The 18,709-nt window shown below is 66.4% G+C and carries 14 protein-coding genes; 4 read left to right on the forward strand and 10 right to left on the reverse strand.

Annotated elements, in window-relative coordinates; all coding sequences use genetic code 11:
• Positions 1-84: 84 nt before the first annotated feature.
• The 5 genes from ABZ192_RS29290 to ABZ192_RS29310 all read right to left on the reverse strand — a co-directional run bounded on the left by ABZ192_RS29290 (position 85) and on the right by ABZ192_RS29310 (position 7,773).
• A complete protein-coding gene (locus ABZ192_RS29290; RefSeq protein ID WP_356927485.1) occupies positions 85-1,305 on the reverse strand; it encodes a hypothetical protein in 1,221 nt (406 codons plus the stop codon).
• A gap of 39 nt (positions 1,306-1,344) precedes the next feature.
• Entirely contained in the window at positions 1,345-4,656 is a 3,312-nt protein-coding gene (locus ABZ192_RS29295; protein WP_356927486.1) for a hypothetical protein, read from the reverse strand.
• Positions 4,653-5,900 carry a hypothetical protein gene (locus ABZ192_RS29300; protein ID WP_356927487.1) on the reverse strand — a complete coding sequence of 416 codons (1,248 nt, stop codon included), beginning with the start codon at positions 5,898-5,900 and terminating at the stop codon, positions 4,653-4,655. The genes ABZ192_RS29295 and ABZ192_RS29300 overlap by 4 nt, the downstream gene beginning before the upstream one ends.
• A gap of 10 nt (positions 5,901-5,910) precedes the next feature.
• Positions 5,911-7,215: a helix-turn-helix transcriptional regulator gene (locus ABZ192_RS29305; protein WP_356927488.1), complete on the reverse strand. Its 1,305-nt coding sequence runs from the start codon at positions 7,213-7,215 to the stop codon at positions 5,911-5,913.
• A 105-nt stretch (positions 7,216-7,320) separates the two neighbouring features.
• Complete coding sequence (locus ABZ192_RS29310; RefSeq protein WP_356927489.1) at positions 7,321-7,773, reverse strand: DUF317 domain-containing protein; 453 nt, start codon at positions 7,771-7,773, stop codon at positions 7,321-7,323.
• Positions 7,774-8,190: 417 nt separating this feature from the next.
• Here ABZ192_RS29310 and ABZ192_RS29315 point away from each other — a divergent pair, with 417 nt between their 5' ends.
• A complete protein-coding gene (locus ABZ192_RS29315) occupies positions 8,191-9,408 on the forward strand; it encodes an IS110 family transposase (protein WP_356927577.1) in 1,218 nt (405 codons plus the stop codon).
• Positions 9,409-9,654: 246 nt separating this feature from the next.
• Here the strand turns inward: ABZ192_RS29315 and ABZ192_RS29320 are convergent, their stop codons facing one another.
• The 5 genes from ABZ192_RS29320 to ABZ192_RS29340 form a co-directional block, all read right to left on the reverse strand.
• The gene (locus ABZ192_RS29320) at positions 9,655-10,836 is read right to left on the reverse strand and encodes a NosD domain-containing protein (protein ID WP_356927490.1); all 1,182 of its coding nucleotides are present in this window, start codon (positions 10,834-10,836) and stop codon (positions 9,655-9,657) included.
• A 44-nt stretch (positions 10,837-10,880) separates the two neighbouring features.
• Positions 10,881-11,078 carry a hypothetical protein gene (locus ABZ192_RS29325; RefSeq protein WP_356927491.1) on the reverse strand — a complete coding sequence of 66 codons (198 nt, stop codon included), beginning with the start codon at positions 11,076-11,078 and terminating at the stop codon, positions 10,881-10,883.
• A gap of 41 nt (positions 11,079-11,119) precedes the next feature.
• On the reverse strand, positions 11,120-12,025 hold the full coding sequence (locus tag ABZ192_RS29330) for a carbohydrate ABC transporter permease (RefSeq protein WP_356927492.1): 906 nt from the start codon (positions 12,023-12,025) through the stop codon (positions 11,120-11,122).
• Positions 12,022-12,897 carry a sugar ABC transporter permease gene (locus ABZ192_RS29335; RefSeq protein ID WP_356927493.1) on the reverse strand — a complete coding sequence of 292 codons (876 nt, stop codon included), beginning with the start codon at positions 12,895-12,897 and terminating at the stop codon, positions 12,022-12,024. The genes ABZ192_RS29330 and ABZ192_RS29335 overlap by 4 nt, the downstream gene beginning before the upstream one ends.
• A 62-nt stretch (positions 12,898-12,959) precedes the next feature.
• On the reverse strand, positions 12,960-14,300 hold the full coding sequence (locus ABZ192_RS29340; protein WP_356927494.1) for an extracellular solute-binding protein: 1,341 nt from the start codon (positions 14,298-14,300) through the stop codon (positions 12,960-12,962).
• A 436-nt stretch (positions 14,301-14,736) separates the two neighbouring features.
• Between ABZ192_RS29340 and ABZ192_RS29345 the strand changes: the two genes are divergently transcribed.
• From ABZ192_RS29345 to ABZ192_RS29355, 3 genes are all read left to right on the forward strand, one after another.
• Entirely contained in the window at positions 14,737-15,741 is a 1,005-nt protein-coding gene (locus ABZ192_RS29345) for a LacI family DNA-binding transcriptional regulator (protein WP_356927495.1), read from the forward strand.
• 91 nt (positions 15,742-15,832) lie between these two features.
• Positions 15,833-17,212, forward strand: a complete 1,380-nt coding sequence (locus tag ABZ192_RS29350; RefSeq protein ID WP_356927496.1) for a glycoside hydrolase family 172 protein — start codon at positions 15,833-15,835, stop codon at positions 17,210-17,212.
• Positions 17,205-18,674 carry a glycoside hydrolase family 32 protein gene (locus ABZ192_RS29355; RefSeq protein WP_356927497.1) on the forward strand — a complete coding sequence of 490 codons (1,470 nt, stop codon included), beginning with the start codon at positions 17,205-17,207 and terminating at the stop codon, positions 18,672-18,674. The genes ABZ192_RS29350 and ABZ192_RS29355 overlap by 8 nt, the downstream gene beginning before the upstream one ends.
• Positions 18,675-18,709: the final 35 nt, after the last annotated feature.

Genomic DNA, 18,709 nt, shown 5'->3' on the forward strand with positions numbered 1-18,709 from the left:
CTGGGAGAGACGCGACGACATCCACGAAGCCTTCCTCGGCCTCGCCACCTGCCTCATCACCCACCGCCACGTCCAACGCCTTTGTTAGGACCTCTTAGGCATGGTGGCGTGCAGGGGCCGGACCTTGCCGGGCGCCTCCATGGTGAGTGATTTGCCGCTGCCGCGTTTGTCGATCTCCGTATTGGCCCGGGTCTGGACAGCGAGCAGGCCCGTGTGGTCGACGTCCAGACGGGCGGCGATCTCCAGTCCGTATCGGTTGGCGGACTTCAAGCCTCCGGGGCCGTCCAGCTTGAGGGAGAGGACTGGCTTGTCGCCGCCGCAGTCGACCATGGCCGTCTTGGCGTAGATGACGGCATTGCTGATGCGCCGGTTGCTGCCGTGGAAGTGGATGACGGGGTTGGCATAGCCGGTGAAGGTGGCCATCTTGGTGTCAACGCGGGAGAGCGCGTAGTCCCGGGCGCTCCAGTCATCGGGGAGTTCGGACCAGTTGTCAGCGATCTGTTGTGTCGCTTCGGCGCTTGGAGGGTGCCCGATGTGCGCGAAGGCGGGTCCGAAGGGGTGGTCCCAGGCGATGACGCTGCCGTCGCTGAGTGGCCGGTAGGCGAGAGCGGCGGCGGTTTCGGTGTCCTTTGCCCATCCCGCTTGCCGGGACTTGGCCGTCTCCTCTCGTTCCCTCTCGTCCTCTGCCTGTTCGGACTCCTTGCTCTTCGGCGTCACCGGCTTCATGGCGTACTCGGTGAAGTGAGTCCCGGCGAACTTGTCGGCCATGCACCAGCGCACGGCCTGGTAGGCCCAGTCAGGCGGGTTGGGGGCCAGGCTGCCGCGGTTGAGGATGACATCGGCCAGGGAGAGCTTCGCCGGCGTGGTGGCACGGACGAGGTCCGGCAGCGTGGACTTCCCGGTGTCGGGGGCGCTGTCGAGCGACGTGCCCTTGACCGCGGCTTCGAGGTAGGTGAACAGTTTGGCGAGCTTGACCGGGTCGATCTCCTTGAGGGAGATCATGTAGCGGAAGTGCTTGTCGAGGTGGACGTAGCCCTCGCCGAGGGCTTGCAGGGCGGTGGTGGCGATACTGAGCGGCCACAGCATCGCCACGTCCACACCCTCAGGGAGATTCTTGTTCTTCCGGCTCTCCCCAGCCCACGCACCATACTTGTGCCACTCGACGAGAATCTCCGGCTTGTCTTTTCGTCCTTCTCCGCCGAAGTCGCTCCAGTCGTGGAAGGACCACACGTACGCGTACTGGCCCGCCAGCACAGCGTCGTTCAGGAGGAGAGAAGAGGTGTAGATGGTGGTGAGCTTGGCCATGCGGCTGCCGGAACCTCTCTTCGATTAGACCGGCCGGGGTCAGGAGAAAGAGTGCGAGACCTCGGCGTAGCGCAGGAATTCGATGATGGCTCGACCGTACAAACGGTTCATCATCTCGCGTTCCTCCGGTGACCAAGCATCGTAGATGAGCCGGATGACCTCTGCGAGTCCCGTCGTATATTTGGTGCCCAACGCGGCCTGATCGACTACGAATAGATCCATGTCGGTGTCGCCGCGTCGTGCCCGTCCGGCGAGTTGGATCAGCTCCACGAGCATCGAGCTGATCAACTCCATCTGAAGGTCCTGATGCATGCTGGAGAACCGCGTGGGGGAGCGCAGGATTTTCACCAGGTGCTCGCGGGATGCGGTGCGGGCGTGCTCGATCGCCTCGCACGGGTCGTCCCCGCTGAAGGAGCGCGCGGCACGTTGGCCGCGCGCGTTGACGCTGCCATGCATCCATGCTGGGTCCTCGATGCTGAGGACTGGCCGGACGCACAGGTAGACGTCGCTGATGGCCGAGCGGGTCTCGACCACGATGTTCAGGCCGCGGGCGATCCGGGCCATGGGGGCAATGAGGATGTCGCCGAACTCGTGGAAGTCCTCCAGTTCCTCGGCGACGATCGCGCGGACGCCCTTGGGGAGGATGTTTCTGTACTCCGCGAGATCTTCACGGCGCAGCAGCACGCATACGCGGTGTGTCATCCCTTCCGCTTGCGCCATGCCGATGGCGAGGTAGAGCCCTTGCTTGTAGCCGTTGACCTGGAGGATGCAGCGGGCTCGGTCTGGGTCGTGGCGGGCAAGCCAGTCGAGACGCCCCCGAAGCTGTTGTTCGTAGATCGCCTGGCCCATCTCCCGCAGCGCCGAGAGCTTGTGCTCGTCGTAGAGGCCGGCGATCTGGATTCCCTCTCCGCCTGGCACGACGCTGTTGGTGACGGGCAGTCTGTTGGCCCTGATGGACTCCTTGACGTCGGGCATCCACCAGGCCACGGGCGCGTGGACGTGCTCTCCGGAGGCGTGGGGGAAGAACGCCGTGGCCGACAGGCCAAGGACGGGACGTCGTACCCCGGCCTCCATCAGCGAGGTCAGACGGCCGAGTTCGCTGATGAACGTGTGAGGGTCACCGATGGTGGCGCTCTCGCGGAGTTCGGCTGTCGGCTTGCTGTCGTCACCGATTCCAGTCACCTGGTATCCGTGGATGTCGCGGCCCAGCATGCCGGTCGGGTACAGCTTGGAGACCGTGCTCCGGTAGGTCATGGCGAGGATGTCCCGGGCTGCGGCGCTGTCATGGTCCTGGACCTTCTGCGCCTGTTCACGCAGGAGAGAAAGAGCCTGTCCCAGTTCCAGCAGGGTGGCGCGCACGGTGATGAGGTTGACGAGACGGGCACGTACGGTGTCCTCGGTGACCGTCCCCTCAATGGACTCGTGCATGGCCTGCTTTACGGGAAGCAGGTTGTGCCGGCCGCGTGGAGAGACAAGGTCGTAGAGCTGGTCGGTAAGACGCTCCCAGTCGGCTCCCTCCGGCATCAGCAGCAGCTCGACGGGCTCGTCTTCGTCAGAGTCTTTGCCGGGCATGAGCTGGTTGAGCAGGGTAAACAGCTCATCGGGGATCGGCTCGTCGACGTCGTGGTCGTCGGGGAACAGGTAGTTGATGATCTCCCGGTCCCGGGACGTCGCGGTCCGCCATCCCTTGTTGTCGCGGTAGGCGTCGTCCTTGTCGTCCCGGGCTTTGCTGAGCGCGGGCGGGTTGAGGATCAACTGTTTGTTCGCCAGCCACAGAAGCAGGTTCTCGGCGGTCAAGCGGGCGTGGCTGAGGGGGTTCGTGAGCAGTTCGCGCAGGTGCGGGGGGAGATTGCGCCTGTCGTCATCGACGATGTCCAGCAGGGACTTCTTCATCAGGGATGCGAGGACCGCTTCCTTGGCGCATCCCTTGATGGCACTCAGTTGGAGGGCGTCCACCTCGTCCACGACGAGCAAATGACACATGCGTGCCATTGCTTCGAACACGGACGCTCCACGGGTCCCTCGGGGCTTGTTCTGGAAGGAGTCGCCGTCGAAGACGACTCCGGTTCGCAGGGTTCCTTCCACGAAGTTCATGTGGTTGGTGATGATGACGCTGGCACGGGTCGCCTCGTAGAGGGGCCGGAACTTGTCGCACACCGGGATGAACGGACAGGCGTAGGTGCCACTCTCTCCGGGCTTGCTCAGCGTCAGGCAGTTCTCCTCGCCGGCCGGGAACGGGTCCTGGACCGTCATGTACGCCTTCTGGGCGCACGCATAGCCCACCTCGGCAAGATCTTCAAGGTTCTTACCGTCCCACTGCTCGATGGGCGTGTCCTTCATGAGTGCCCCGTACTCCAAGGCACGTTCGTGGCGCTTGGCCGGGGACATCAGCGCGGCGCAGGTCTTGGGCTCAGGGAGCTCCTCCAACTGGTACAGCCAGTCAAGATCGCTGCTGATGTCCCGCTTCATTTTCAAGGTGGCCTTGACGTCCGGGACGACAATCCCCAGACGCAGGTCCCGCTTGGCCATCAGCGCGGCCAGCACCCGCACCAGGACTGTCTTCCCGCTGCCGGTGGGCGCGTTGAGGATCTGGAAGCTGCCGTTCATCAGCTCGAGGGCCTTGACCTTGCCGCTGGGGCAACGGAGCTTCTTCAGGAACTTCTTCACGGTCCGGCGGATGTACTTGGTCCCGGCCTTGCGTTCGGGACGGCTGAGGAGTTCGGCGACCTCCAGGATCTCTTTCTTGCTGAACGAGAGCTCGGGTGTCTCAGGAACGGTGACGATGTGGGGAAGGGCGTCGTGACCGGGAGCCTCGTCGAAGTCCGGGGCTGAGGGGAAGGTGAGGCCGACCGCGGCCCGGCCAAGGTCCTTGCCGAGGTAGGCGACGCGGGTCGTGTAGTGGCCGGGACCGGCAAATTCCAGCGCGCGCGGGCGTTTGCCCATGGTGTAGTAGCCGCGAATGATGCTGCCGGCGTAGTCCAGCGGCGGCTCGGGCAGGTAGCAGAGCACATGCCCGGTCGCGCCGTCGGAGGGCAGTGCAAACAGTCCGTCGGTCAGGTCCACGGAATGTTCGCTGTCGTCGCCCAGCACGGCCCGGAACGCGACGCGGACAGCGTCGGCCGACGTGTAGGAAGAGGGCAGCTTCTTGATGACGCGGGCGAAGACGCGGTATTCGTCGGTGGTGAGATGGTCCCATTGTTTCAACGACCAGGGTTTGCGTTCAGCGAGCAGGGCCACGTGCCGAAAGGACGCGATGGGCGTGCCGTCGTCGCTGGTTGCCGGGAAGAGGTGGCTTGCCAGGGCGAACGCGGCGAGGAGGGCGTCCTGCTCGGGGGAGCGTCCACTGCTCACCTGTACTCCTTCAGGCGGTCGGTGAACAGGGCCAGGAAGTCGGACGCGGCCATGGCCGTCATCCCAATGCGTTCTCGCTGAATGACGGATGTGAGGTAGCCGACCTGCTGGCGGCGGTGGTCGGGCACTACGAGCCAGGTGGCTCCGCCCTTGTCCCCGCGGTCCTCGATGAGCTTCTTGGCCAGGGTTCCCGGCCAGGTGTAGTCCTTGACGTCGATGGAGAAGACGACCGTGTCACCGTCTTTGACCTCGATGTCGACGCGGTCGTTGTCGGGCCAGACCCGGACCGTCAACCGGGTCCCTGCAGCGGCTTCCTTGAGGACGTCGGCAAGCCTGAGTTCCGGGAGTCCGGGGATGCAGGTGCTGCGCCAGACACGTCGCACCAGCGCACGGTATCCCTCAGCAGGCCGAGCCCTTGGGGTTTCACGCGATGCTCCCGTATACAGCGGCATCTCGGCCTTGCTGGGGATGTAGATGCGGTCCTCGGCATGGAGGACCGGGACCTGGTCGCGGGTGGCAGTGAAGGTGAAGCGGGCTCCGGTGTCCTGGTGCCACGGGTAGAGGCACCTGACGGCGTAGGTCCTGCCGTCGTCGTGCGGAATCACCTGCATGGGATAGGCACAGGCAGGACATCCGAACCACCACTGCCGCTTGTAGAGGCAGTAAGACGGGATATCCTGATAGAAGACCTGAGCCACGGCAGGAGGGAATCCGAGTTCCTCCAGCTGTTCCTTGTCGCAGACAGGGTATTCGATGATATTCCGGCGGTGCCGCTCGTAGAGGCCGCCCTTAATGGCTTTGAATACCTGCTCCTGGCCGAACTCACTCTCCAGCTCGAAGTGAGTAAACCTCTCCCCGCGCCGCTGCTTCTTGTCGACGATCTTGAAGATCTCCGCGGCTTCCCATAGCAGGTCGCAGCCCTCCTGAGTGGACACGCCCACACTGTCCAGGAAGCGGAGGTTGCGCAGGGGGCCGGCGAGTGCCTCGTCGGGGAAGATACCGACGAGGCTCCCGGCCTGGTCACCGGAAAGACGGTTGAGGAGATCCCGGAAGGTGACGCGGAACCGGGGACCGACGGTGGCCATGATCACTCCCTGGGCCTCCATCAGCTTCTCGACGCGCTGCCCGGAAGAGAGACCGTCGTTGTAGCGGGCCTCCTCGCACAGCGCAAACGCGCTGGCGGCCCGCAGGACTGTCTCGTCGTACTGCCATTCTTCCGGGTGTACTTCATCGTGCTCGGGCATGCCGGGCAGACTACGGGCCACCACTGACAGTCGGGGTCCGGTACGGCGGCGGGATGAGGTCTTCGAGGCCGTCGGTGGGAACCGTCGGATACAACTCGCGATACTGGGCGAGGTAGTCGGCGATATGTCTCCAGCCGGAGGCTGAGGGAAACCAGGCGTGCCGCCCCCAGGTGGCGCCGTCGGGGAGCCGGTGCTCGAGATAGCCCCGAGAGGGCGCCTCCTGGCCAGGACCGGTCTTTACCGTCAAATGGAGACGTGCACGGCCGACCAAGTCGTAATCGCCGCCGCGCTGACTGGCAAAGGCAACACGCACCAGTGTCCGCCACAGCCACACCGACATCATCGGGGCGGGAGCACACTGGCTACCGGAGACGCCGAGGCCGGCGCGGGCAACCGCCCTGCCCCGCTTGGTCATCCCCACCTGGGTCCGCTTGATCAGCCCGGCTCCGGGAATCGTGACGGTGTCGTGGTGAACAGCGATCAGGCCGCGCCGGTTCAGTGCGGCGATGGAGGGGCCAGTGCCGGGATCATGGACGCCGCGGTCGCGGAGGCGTTCCTGAAGACGGCTGTAGCCAGTGATCTCCGGCGGGGCGTAGAGGGCGAGTGTCATCTTCCGCCACACGGCGGCGGGGCGACGCTGGCCGGTGTGCGTGTAGCGCTCACGCTCTGCCCGCTCTTCTTCCACGTCTTGGAGGAAGCAGGCTTCCAGGTAAATCCGCTGGCGGTCATTGAGACCGTTCCAGGTTTCCATGAGGGCGGAGCGCCCCGCGCGGGGACCCGGCCTCGGCAGTACCGGGGCGGGCTCTGCAGGCCGGGTTCTGCGCCATGCATCAACGACCACGTGCTCGGGGACCTTGTACACCAGGGCGAGGGCCTTGACCAGGCGGCCGGCGTGCTCGGGGGTGGAGCAAACTACGCCACGTACGGGCAGGCCGCGTTCAAGGCGGAGCAGCTTGGTGCTGTCGAAGCGGATGCCGCGCATGACTTTCCTGCCGGATACGGCCTGCGCCGCGTGGTCAGCACTGCTGAACCCGGCTTCCCGTCGAAGATCGCGGAGAGTCGCACTCCCCCTGGGCCGGTTCGTGAGGTAATGAACATCGACCTTGAAGAAGCTCATCAGAGCGTGCAGCTGGCGGGCTTCCGGTTTGCGCTGACCGCCCTCCCAGTAGGCGACGGTCCGCTGAGTGACGCCGACCGCGTCAGCGAGCGCGCGACGACTCACGCCCCCTAGTTCCCGCAACTGCCGAAGAACTTCAGGTTTGAACGACTCTTCTCGCCCCATACCGCTCCAGAGAACAGCATGGAACAGTTCCATGCAACTGTTCCGAAACAGCTATAGTCCAAAAAATCCAAGAAAGATAGCGATTCGTCTTCCTGGCCGTGGCACGCGCAGCGATGGACACGCCGAGCACAAACGCTGTCAGTGGGATCGGCTGGCCTGTGCCGTGGCTGCACTCGGGAGCGCTGCTGTGGGAGTGGTGATGAGGTGCGCGGTGTGCCTCACCTTCACGGGGGTGTGCGTCCGAGGTCCGGTGCCGTGGGCGAGGGTCTCGGCGAGATCGGCCAGCAGCAAGCTGGGGGTATAGGGGGAAGCCGTGACGGCCCAGGTTGGGCGGTCGATGCTGGGGCCGGCCCAGAGGGTCCAGGTGACGAGCGTGCTGTTCGGTTGCTGGGCGGCGAAGGCGTCGAACTGGATACCAGCGTCCCCGGACGGAGTTGTCCACCGGATCCAGCGTCCGTCGACGGTGTGCTTCCAGCCAGCGTCGGTGAGGGGCTTCGTGGCGGCGCTGACGGTCTTCTTGTTGACGGGGCTACCGATGGCGGTGTCCCACCCGTCGCCTTCAGCGAGGTGGTGCAGCAGGGTCTGGAGCACGGGGCAGGAGTAGTACCGGTCGCGGTGAGGTGCCACATCCGGTCGGAGACGGGCGTCTTGTACGCGGCCACGGTCCAGGCGGCCTCACGCGGGTCGGCTTCGTGGACGCGCTCGATGCGCAGGGTCTGGGATTCGTGGATTGCGTGGGTGGTGTCGTCGGAGAAGGTACGTTCCCTAATAAGACCTACCGAGGCTCCATCCGGCAGACTCGGTGCCCGGTAGCCGCCGGCAGGTGAGCACTCTATGTTCCCTGGACATCGAGTCCTGTTGACAGATCGTGCCCCTGCCGGTCGGCCAGGAGCGAAATCGCTGATGGGATGTCGTGCCCGCCCGGTTGCGGCGTGAGCACAGCCTTATTAGGTCGCTGATGGTTCTGGTGCGGGCTACTGCCGATCGAGGTCGATGACGGAGGACGAGTTGCTGTTCGTTGGGGACGACTGGGCCCAAGACCACCACGACGTCGAGCTGATGGACACCGCCGGCCGCCGGTTATCCAAAGCTCGGCTGCCGGAAGGCGTGGCGGGAATCGAACGGTTGCACTCGATGATCGGTGCCAAGCTCGGTGAGGACAGCAAGGACGAGGTGGTGATCGGGATCGAGACCGATCGGGGCCGGTGGGTGCAGGCGCTCATCGCTGCGGGCTACACGGTGTATGCGGTCAACCCGCTGCAGGCCTCCCGGTACCGGGAACGCTTGGCGGTGTCAGGGGCCAAGAGCGACGCGGCCGACGCGCACATGCTCGCCGACATGGTGCGCACCGACTCCCACCAGCTCCGCCCGATCTCCGGGGACACCGCCGACGCCGAAGCGATCAAGGTGGTGACGCGCATCCACAAGACCCTGATCTGGGAGCGGACCCGCACCACGCAGCGGCTGCGGCACGCCCTGCTCGACTACTTCCCCGCCGCCCTGGAGGCGTTCGAGGACCTGGACGCGCCCGACGTCCTGGAGCTGCTGGCCAAGGCACCTGATCCGGCGGCGGCAGCAAAGCTGACGAACACGCAGATCAGTGCGGCCCTCAAGCGCGCCCGCCGGCGCAACATCGCCGACAAGGCCACCAGGATCCAGGCCGTACTGCGCGCCAAGCACCTGGGCCAGCCCGCCACTGTGACCGCGGCCTACGCCGACTCGGTCCGTGCGCTCGTCGCGCTGCTGGTCACCTTGAACGAGCAGGTCAACTTCCTGCACGGGCAGGTCGAGGACTACTTCGGCCAGCACCCGAACGCTGAGATCATCCGCTCCCAGCCCGGACTGGGCCCGCTGCTCAGCGCCCGGGTCCTCGCAGAGTTCGGCGACGACCCGCACCGCTACGCCAGCGCCAAGGCCCGCAAGAACTACGCCGGCACCAGCCCCATCACCCGTGCCTCCGGCAAGAAGAAAGTCGTGACCGCCCGCTTTGTTCGCAACGACCGGCTCATCGACTCCCTGATCGCCCAGGCCTTCTCCGCGCTGCGAGTCTCCGCCGGCGCCAGGGCCTACTACGAACGGCAACGAAGTCGCGGCATCGAATTCAACGCCGCCCTGCGCCAACTCGCCAACCGGCTCGTCGGTATCCTGCACGGCTGCCTCAAAACCGGCACACCGTACGACGAGGCGACAGCTTGGTCCAACCGAGCTCACGCGCTCGCCGCTTGACACGCCAGCTCATGGGATGTCTGTCAAGTGCAGCGTGTTGAACCACTGCGGGAAGGACTGCGTCATCAGACGCGTCTCCTTGATCATCAGATCCGCCGTCTCTTGGACACTCCCGGGACAAGCACCTCGCCGACCTGCGAGCAAGCGGTGGGCGAGTGGCTGGGACGGTGGTGAGGGATCACACGTGCGTGTGCGCGGGCACCGGGATTCTGCTTGTGCAGTCCGGTGCCCGCGCTGGCGGCCCACTTACGGGGTGGCTACGAGGGAGTAGTTGTCGGTGTACGCCTGCAGCTGGGATTCCTCGGCGCTGTAGAGGATCTTCGTCTTGGTGGAGGAGGCGTCAAGGACGACCTTGACGCCGAGGTTGGCCTTGATCTTGTTGGTGGCCAGGTAGTTACGGTCGCCGCCAGCGACAAGGATGATCGTCGGATCGGCTCCGGACGGGCTGATGTTGCCGGCCGGGACGGAGAAGGAGAACTGGTTGGCGGTGACGGAGTTGTCGCTGCCGTTGACGTGGACGAGTCCGTAGAGGTCGTCGAAGCGGGTGCTGGTGCCGTCGCCGGAGACGCGGCGGAAGTGGTTGCCGGAGATGTGGTTTTCCGAGCTGCCGTTGGTCAGGGCGATCATGCTGGGGAAGTTGCTGAGCAGCTTGTTGGCGGAGATGTTGCAGCGGTTGGAGTTGATGAGGGTGATGTTGCAGGCCCACAGGATGGTGTTGCCGGAGATGAGGATGCCCTCGGCGTTCTCCGCGAAGACGGAGTAGCCCGCCCAGGCGCTGATCAGGTAGTTGTTGGTGATCTTCGCGACCTGCGAGGCGCCGGTGAGTGAGATGGAAGTGCCGCACTCGGCGACGAAGTTGTTGGTGAAGCTGCAGGCGTCCGCGCCCCGGACGACCATGGCCTGGGTGAGGTAGACGAAGCCCATTCCCTCGAAGCGGAACGAGTCGTTGTCCGACTGGACCGAGATGCCGATCTTGTGGTTGCCCTCGACGTAGGGCTTGGTGGAGGCCACGCCGTCGATGCAGAAGTCCTGGAAGACGATGCCGTTGAGCCGGCCGACCTCGGCGGGCGCGCCGGAACGCTGGACGAGGAACGCCTCGTTGTTGCCGTCGGTGTGCTTGACCCGGATGTGGCTGGAGCCGGGTTGCACCTCGAACCAGTTGCTGGTGTCGGAGGTGTCGTCGTGGATGGCCCGGGACAGGAAGCCGTGTCCGGAGCCCTTGATCGTCAGGAAGCTGATGTCGATGACGACGCGGGTGAGCAGGTCGTAGTGGCCCGGCGGGATGTAGATGACGGCGCCGGGTCTGGTGTTCTGGGTGGTCTGCTTGGACTTGATGTCCGCGATGATCTCGTTGATCACCTTGCCGATGTCGGTTTGCGGGGAGACGCTGCCCTCGAAGGTGGTGACGTCGTAGACGGTGCGGGCCACGGGTGTCCTTCCAGTTGATGGGTTCTGCCAGGCCGAGGTTCTGCTCAGAGGAGGCCGACGATCTTGGCGTACGGCGGATGTGCCTTGGGGGCGCGCGCGTCGGGCTCGGGGCGTTCCGGGACGGCTGCGGCGGCCGGCTGCGGCGGTGTGGCGGCCAGGAACGCCACGGTGGTCAGCGCCGAGACGGCGGCGCCTTTGAGCAGGGTGCGGCGGGACGGGGCGGGTGGTTGGTCAGGGTGCATGACGGCTCCTCGCGAACTGGGGAGGTGGGTGTGCGTGGGGGTCAGCGGACGGCGCCCGCGGTCATGCCCGCGATGACCTGCTTCTGGAAGGCCGCGTAGATCGCCAGCTGCGGCAGCAGGACGAGGGTGGCGGACGCCATCATGGCGCCGTAGTTGACGCTGTAGACGCCCTGGAACTGGGAGACGCCGAGGGAGACGGTGGTCATGTTCGGGTCGTTGATGAGGGTGACCGCGAAGGGGAACTCGTTCCAGACGTAGATGACGTTGAGGATGGCGAGGGTGGCGATGACCGGCCGCATCAGCGGGAAGACGACCTTCCAGGCCATGCGCCACAGCCCGACCCCGTCCATCACCGCGGCCTGTTCGATCTCTTCGGGGAAGTCCCGCAGGAAGCCGGTCAGCAGCAGGATGTTGAAGGGGATCGTCACCGCGATGTACGGCAGGATCAGCGCGAAGTAGGTGCCGAACAGGCCGAAGGCGATGTCCAGCCGGTACACCGGGAACAGCAGGATGTAGACGGGGATGGCGAGCCCGGCAAGGAAGTAGAAGCGCAGGGTGTTCTGCGTGCGGCGCCGGCCGCTGCGGAAGACCATTCGGGTGAGCGCGAATGCGGCCATGTAGGAGATGACCAGCCCGACCGTGACCGAGACGACGGCAAGGATCAGGGTGTTCTTGTACATCACCAGCAGATTCAGGGTCTCCAGCGCCTGCTGGTAGTTGTCCAGGGTGAGATTGCTCAGCGAGAACGGGTCGTTGAGGATGGTGTCACTGCTCTGGAAGGACAACAGCATGATCCACAGCAGCGGGAAAAGGATCACGAAGGTGATCAGGTAGGCGACCGCCGAGACCACGATCCTGCCGCGGCTGCGGCGTCGCGGCCTGCTCGGAGTCTCGCCGGAAGCCGCCGGGGACGCGAGTGGCATCTTGACCTCGGTATCGATGCTCAACGGACTTCTCCCTTACGGCGGTTGCCGAAGAACGTGGCCGCGGAGGCGAGCGAGCCCACCACGAACACCACCACCGCCAGGGCCATGCCGTAGCCGTACTGCTGCGTGGTGAAGGTGATGTGGTACATGTAGCTGACCATGACCTCGGAGAGGTGGACGGGACCGCCGCCGGTGAGGGCGTAGACGAGCTCGAAGACCTTGAACACGCCGGTGACGACGAGCGCGGTGACGATGCCGAACGTCTCGCGCATCATCGGAATCTGGATGTGCCGCAGCTGCTGCCAGCGGCTGGCGCCGTCCAGGCTGCTGGCCTCCATCACGTCACGGGGCAGCATGCGCAGGCCCGCGTAGAAGATGGTCAGGACGAAGCCGATCTGCTGCCACAGGTAGACGAAGCCGATCGAGTACGGGCTGAGGGTGGGACCGCCGATCCACTGCGGGTGCGCGGGCACCCCGATCGCCAGCAGGAAGGCGTTCACCAGGCCGATCTTCGGGTCCAGGATGAAGATCCAGATCAGCCCGACGAGGATCGGCGCGATGATCGCGGGGGCGAAGACGAGCGCCCGCATCGCGCCGCTGCCCTTCACCCGGCCGCTGAGCAGGATCGCGAGCAGGAAGCCCAGGGGGATCAGCAGGAACAGGGCGATGCCGAGAATGATCCCGGTATTGCGCATCGAGGTCCAGAACGCGTCGTCCTGGCCCATCTGCTGGTAGTTGTCGAATCCGGCGAAGCCGTTCGCGGAGACGCCGTCGAAGTTGGTGAAGCTGTAGTAGAGCGAGTACAGGATCGGATAGATCATGTACAGGCTGTAGATGATCAGGGCCGGCGCGACCATGAGGGTGAAGTGCCGGCGCGTGGTGAGCCAGTTCATGCTGTTCCCGTCGTCCGGGCCCGCGCGCCGCCCCGAGCGGCACGCGGGCGCCGGCAGCGTGACTACTTGATGGTCTTCTGGACGTTCTTCACGGCCTCTTCGGGGCTGAGGCTGCCGCCCATCACGCCGTAGAAGCTGTCGTACATGGCGCTCGCGGTGGCCGCGGAGACGACCAGGTCGGGCTGGGCCTTCGGGCTCTTCCAGCCGGGCTTCGAGGCTTCGGCCAGGACGGCGGCGAAGACCGAGTTCTTCGCGGCGTCGACGTCCGGCTCGTACGTCGTCACCGGCGGCTGGGCGTTGTCGACGAGGATCTTCTGGCCCGCGTCGCTGTAGTAGAACTGGATGAACGCCTTCACCGCGGCGTACTTCTTCTTGTCGTCCTTGACCTTGGCGCTGACGACGAACGGCGCCGAGGGCACGTTCATCACGAGCTTCTGCTCGCCGACACCGTCGGAGAAGGTGGGCCCCGCCCAGAAGCCGGTGTCCTTGCCCACGGTGCTCTTCTGGATCTTCGCCGCCTCCCAGACGCCCGCGTCCAGGAAGGCGGCCTTGCCGTCCGTGTAGGAGGCGACGGCCTGGGCGTAGGTCTGGGTGTTCATGTTCGAGGGGAAGGCGCCGGCCTTCGCCAACTCCTCCACGTGCTTGTACAGGCGCAGGAAGTCGGCGTTGTCGTAGCTCGCCTTGCCGGACAGGATGTCCTGGTACTTCGCCTCGTAGCCGAAGCGGTCGAGCATGGTCAGGAACGCCCACACGCTGAACGACGAGTTGTTCGCACCCTGCGCGATCGGCACCACGCCAGCCGCCTTCAGCTTCTTCACCGCGGCGAGCAGGTCCTCGAAGGTCTCGGGGACGGCGATCTTGTGCTCGTCCAGGATGGCCTTGTTGTAGTAGAAGCCCGTGACCAGCGCCTGGTACGGCAGGCCGTACTGGACGCCGTCCTGCTGGAAACCGGCGAGCATGCTCGGGGCGAACTTCGACTTGAGGCCGTTCTCGGCGAGGATCGGGGTCAGGTCCAGCAGGTCGTCGCTCTTGACCATGGTCTTCGCGAGCGAGTCGTAGACCCAGAAGATCTCCGGCAGCGTGCCGCTCTGGGCGGCGATGGTCATGCGCTGCTCGTGCTGGTCGACCGGCTGGCCCTCCAGCTTGATCTTCATATCGGGGTGCTTCTTGTTGAACTCCTGCACCATCTGCCAGGTCGCCGGGTCCTGGGTCTTGCTGTCCGGGTTGTGCATGGACAGCGTGATCAGGCCGTCCGACGACGATCCGTCCGCCGTGTTCACTGCGGACCCGCAGGCCGTGGCGGTGACGAACAGGGCGCTCGCGGTGGCGGTGAGCAGGAGTCGGCGCGAGATGCCGGACGGCCGTCTCGACGTCGGGGTCGCGGGCTGAGGGGAGGTCGCCATGGTGCTGATGCCTTCCGGGAACTGGGTGGGGAGGCGGAACCGGCGTGGGGGTGGCAGGGCTCCGAGGGGTTCGGTATTGGTGCAGGCCGTCTGTTCCGGCATGGATGTCCGGTGTGCTCGAATGTTCGGCATCGGGGCGGCTCTGCGGTCGTTGACGCAAACGTTTCGATGAAAGGTGCCTCGCGAGCCCCGGCGTGTCAATACCGCGTGACAGAGAAGTTTCCAGGAGTGGGCCACTTCGTGCTGGCCACAGCCATTGACGGTCCGCGCCATGGCGTGCGATGGTCTGCGCAATCGTTTCGATGACCTAGTGATCACGGGAAACGAGTGGACGGTGAACCGGCCAACCGCATGGACCGGTGGACCGTCTGGCGTTATGCAGGTACGGACTGGATCACGGATCGGTCCGACGACACGAGGAGGCGGCGAAGCAGCAGTGGCCACGATCTCCGACGTTGCACGGATGGCCGGCGTCTCCACGTCCACCGTGTCCCACGTCATCAACGGCACACGGCCGGTCCGCGACGAGACCCGCACCCGGATCGAAGACGCGATCCGGGCCACGGGCTACCGGCGCGACAGCCTGGCCCGCGCGCTGCGCCGCTCACGAACCGACTCCATCGGGCTGATCCTTACGGACGTGTCCGAGCCGGCGTTCGCGGCGATGGCCCGCGGTGTCGAGCGGGAGGCCATGGGCGCCGGCCTGACGGTGCTGCTGGCCAACTCCGGCGAGGACGCGGAGCTGGAGGCCCGGGCGCTGGAGGTCCTCGCCGAGCGGCGGGTCGACGGCCTGCTCATCGCGCCCGTTGCCCGGTCCCATCTGGAGGCCATCACCGCGGTCATCGACCAGGGCACTCCGGTCGTCCTGATCGACCGCCTCAACGGAGCCAAGGCCGACCAGGTGGGCGTCGAGAACACCGCACCCATGCGGGAGCTGGTGCTGCACATGGTGGAATACCACGGCCACCGGCGGATCGCCCTGGCCGCGGGCGACACCGCCGTGTCCACCATCTCCGAGCGGCGGCGCGGCTACCTCGAGGCGCTCTACGACGCGGGGATCGACGTCGACGAAACCCTGATCGTCACCGGCAGCGGACGGGCGGACGACACCCGCGAGCGCATGACGAGTGTCCTGCGTCAGCAGCGGCCGTCGGCGGTGGTCGCCGCCGGCACCGAGACAGCGGTGGGCGTGCTGGCGGCGGCGAAAGGGCTGGGCCTGACCACGCCCGAGGACTTCGCCTTCGCCACCTTCGACGGCTTCCCGCACACCGATCTGTTCCGCCCCGGCATCACCGCGGTCGCGCAGCCGGCCCACGAGATCGGGGCCACGGCCATGGAGCTGCTGCTCAGCCGTATCGACGGCAGCCTCACGTCCCGCCCGCGCACCGTCCGCCTGAAGCCGGAGATCACCTACCGGGAGTCCTGCGGCTGCCCGGCCTGAGCCACATCCACAACAGCAAGGGGGCGGCAGGAGAGGTCCAGTCTCCCGCCGCCCGAGTTCAGCGAACCATCACTGAAGGGGTCAGTTTCCCATGCCCTCGCACGCCCTCGAACACCTCACCCGCCCCATGCGGGCCCGCACCGCCCGTGTCTCCAGCTGGGACCAGCGCGGCCGCAACCAGGACTACTGGACGACCCCCGCCCACTCCAGCCGCGTCCTGGCCGACCTCGAAGGCCCGGGCCAGATCACCCACATCTGGATGACCCAGTTCTGCCGTCGCACTCTCGGCCCCGGCCTGATCGACCCACTGGAAGCCGACACCGTGGCCCCCGTGATGGAGATCCACAACGCGCTCGGCGTCAACTGGGAGGAGCCGGACCCGGACTACTACCGCAAGGTCCTCATCCGCATCACCTGGGACGACGAGGAGGAGCCCGCCGTCTTGGTCCCGCTCGGCGACTTCTTCGGCATCGGCCACTGCATGCCCAACAGCTACCAGTCGGCCCTGTTCACCGTCTCCGCCAAGCCCGAGGAGTCGTTGATCTTCGGTGGCAGCGCGGCCCTGAACTGCTGGGCGCCGATGCCCTTCAACAAGCGCGCCCGCATCGAGCTGGTCAACGAGAACGACCTGCCAATCCAGCAGTACTTCTACATCGACTACGAGCTGTTCCCCGAGGAACTCCCCGAGGACACCCTCTACTTCCACGCCCGCTGGAACCGCAACAACCCCTGCAACGGCTGGGCACCCGACATCCAGACCAACAGCCCCGAGGTCAACATCGTCGACGTCACCGGCGAGGACAACTACGTCATCCTCGACACCGAGGGCCGCGGCCACTACGTCGGCTGCAACCTCTCCGTCCACCACCGGCAGGGCAGCTGGTGGGGCGAGGGCAACGACATGATCTGGATCGACGACGACTTCCTGCCCGACGGCTCCACCAGCTGGCCGCCCTCCCTGCACGGCACCGGCACCGAGGACTACTTCAACCACGCCTGGGGGATGCAGAAGAACGCCTACCTCTACCACGGCGCGATCCTCCACGAGGCCGACGTCCCCGGCTATTCCGTCAACTATCGCTTCCACGTGGCCGACCCGGTCCGCTTCGAGGAGCGCATCAAGGTCTCCATCGAGCACGGCCACGGCAACCACCTTGCCGACGACTGGGCCTCGACGGCGTACTGGTACCAGACCCTGCCGTCCCCGAAGGCCACGATCCTGCCGCTGGAGCAGCGCCTGCCCGTGCGCCCGGCCAGCCAGCCGATGCCGGTCCCTGCCGCGCGCACCGGCGCGGTCGCCGAGGAGATCGCCGTCATGCGCGAGCGGTACCAGGCCCGCTTCGAACGCCACATGAACAACCTCGCCGAGCGCACCCGGCAGCGCGGCGAGCGTTCGCTCCAGGAGTCCGAGGCCAACATCAAGCAGGCCGCGGCCGTCCGCCGCCGTTACGACGAGCGCGGCAATGACTGAGACCGAGACCCGGGCGGTGGTGGCGCTCGACACGCACTTCCCGGCGGCCCACCTCCGCCCGCCGGCCCACTGGATCAACGACCCCAACGGCCTGGTCTTCCACGACGGCCACTACCACGTCTACTTCCAGTACAACCCGCACAGCGCCCGCCACGCCGACATGCACTGGGGCCACTACCGCAGCCCGGACCTCATCGACTGGGAGCTCCTTCCGGTGGCCCTCGCCCCCACACCGGGCGGCGACGACAAGGACGGAGTCTGGTCCGGCAACGCGGTCTCCCACGACGGCCGCCTCACCGCCTTCTACTCCGCCCGCCACAACGGGCGTTGGCATCAGCCGGTCACCTCGGCTGTCTCATACGACGGCGGTACGACCTTCACCAAGCGCGGCCGTCTGCTGATCCCGGACGCGCCCGAGGGCACCACCATGTTCCGCGACCCGTACGTGTGGCGGGACGGCGACCGCTGGCGGATGCTGGTCGGTGCGGCCCTGGCCGACGGACGCGGCGCGGCCCTGCAGTACGCCTCCGAGGACCTGGACGAGTGGTCGTACGAGGGCGTCTTCCTGGCCCGACCGCCCCATCCCCTCCCGGGTGGCCGCAACACCGAGGAGGGCTGGGAGTGTGCTCAGTACGCCGCCTTCCCCGACGGCACCGGCGCGGTCCTCGCAAGCGCCTGGGACCCGCAGGACGGGGCGAGCTGCGCGATCTACTGGCCGGGCCGCGAACAGGACGGCGAGTTCCACGCCGCGTCACCCCAACTCCTCGACTACGGCCCCGACTTCTACGCACCCGCCCTGCTGCACACACCCGACGGCCGCTGGCTGATGTGGGCCTGGATCTGGGAGGCCCGGGACGAGGAGTACGTCGGTGCCCCGAGCGAGTGGACCGACGAGGCAGGGTGGGCGGGAATGCTGTCCCTGCCCCGTGAGGTGTCGCCAGACCCGGACGGCGAGCTGATCCAGCAGCCCGCCCGCGAACTGCTCGCCATGCGCGGTGAACGCCGTATCGCCGCCGCGGGCAAGGCGAGCGCCGAACAGCCGGTGGACCTCGGCGAGGTGGCCCGGGCCACCGACCTGATGGTGACCCTGGAGCGCGGGGGACGCCTGCGGCTGCTCACCTCACCGGACGGGACCGAGTACCTCGACATCGTGCACGACCAGGTCACCGGCGAAGTGGTCGTCGACCGCGATCACGCCTCCCTCGACTCCCGCGCCAAGCGCGGCAGCTGGCGGCTGCCGTCCGAGAGACCGACAGCGACCCTGCGGATCCTGCTGGACCACTCGGTCGCCGAGGTCTTCACCGCTTCCGGCCGGAGCCTCACCCTGCGCTTCTACCCCGTCGGCGACGGACCTTGGCGCGTGCAGATGGGCGCCACGGGCGTCGACTCCGTCGCATACACGGTCGGAGCATGGGACCTGTCATCGCCCGAACAGCGCATGGCCCGGCGCGCCGGCACCTGACACCTGCGCGGATGCCCCGCCGACGCACAGTGACT

The sequence above is a fragment of the Streptomyces sp. NPDC006235 genome (assembly GCF_040613735.1).
In the GTDB taxonomy this organism is placed as follows: Bacteria; Actinomycetota; Actinomycetes; order Streptomycetales; family Streptomycetaceae; genus Streptomyces.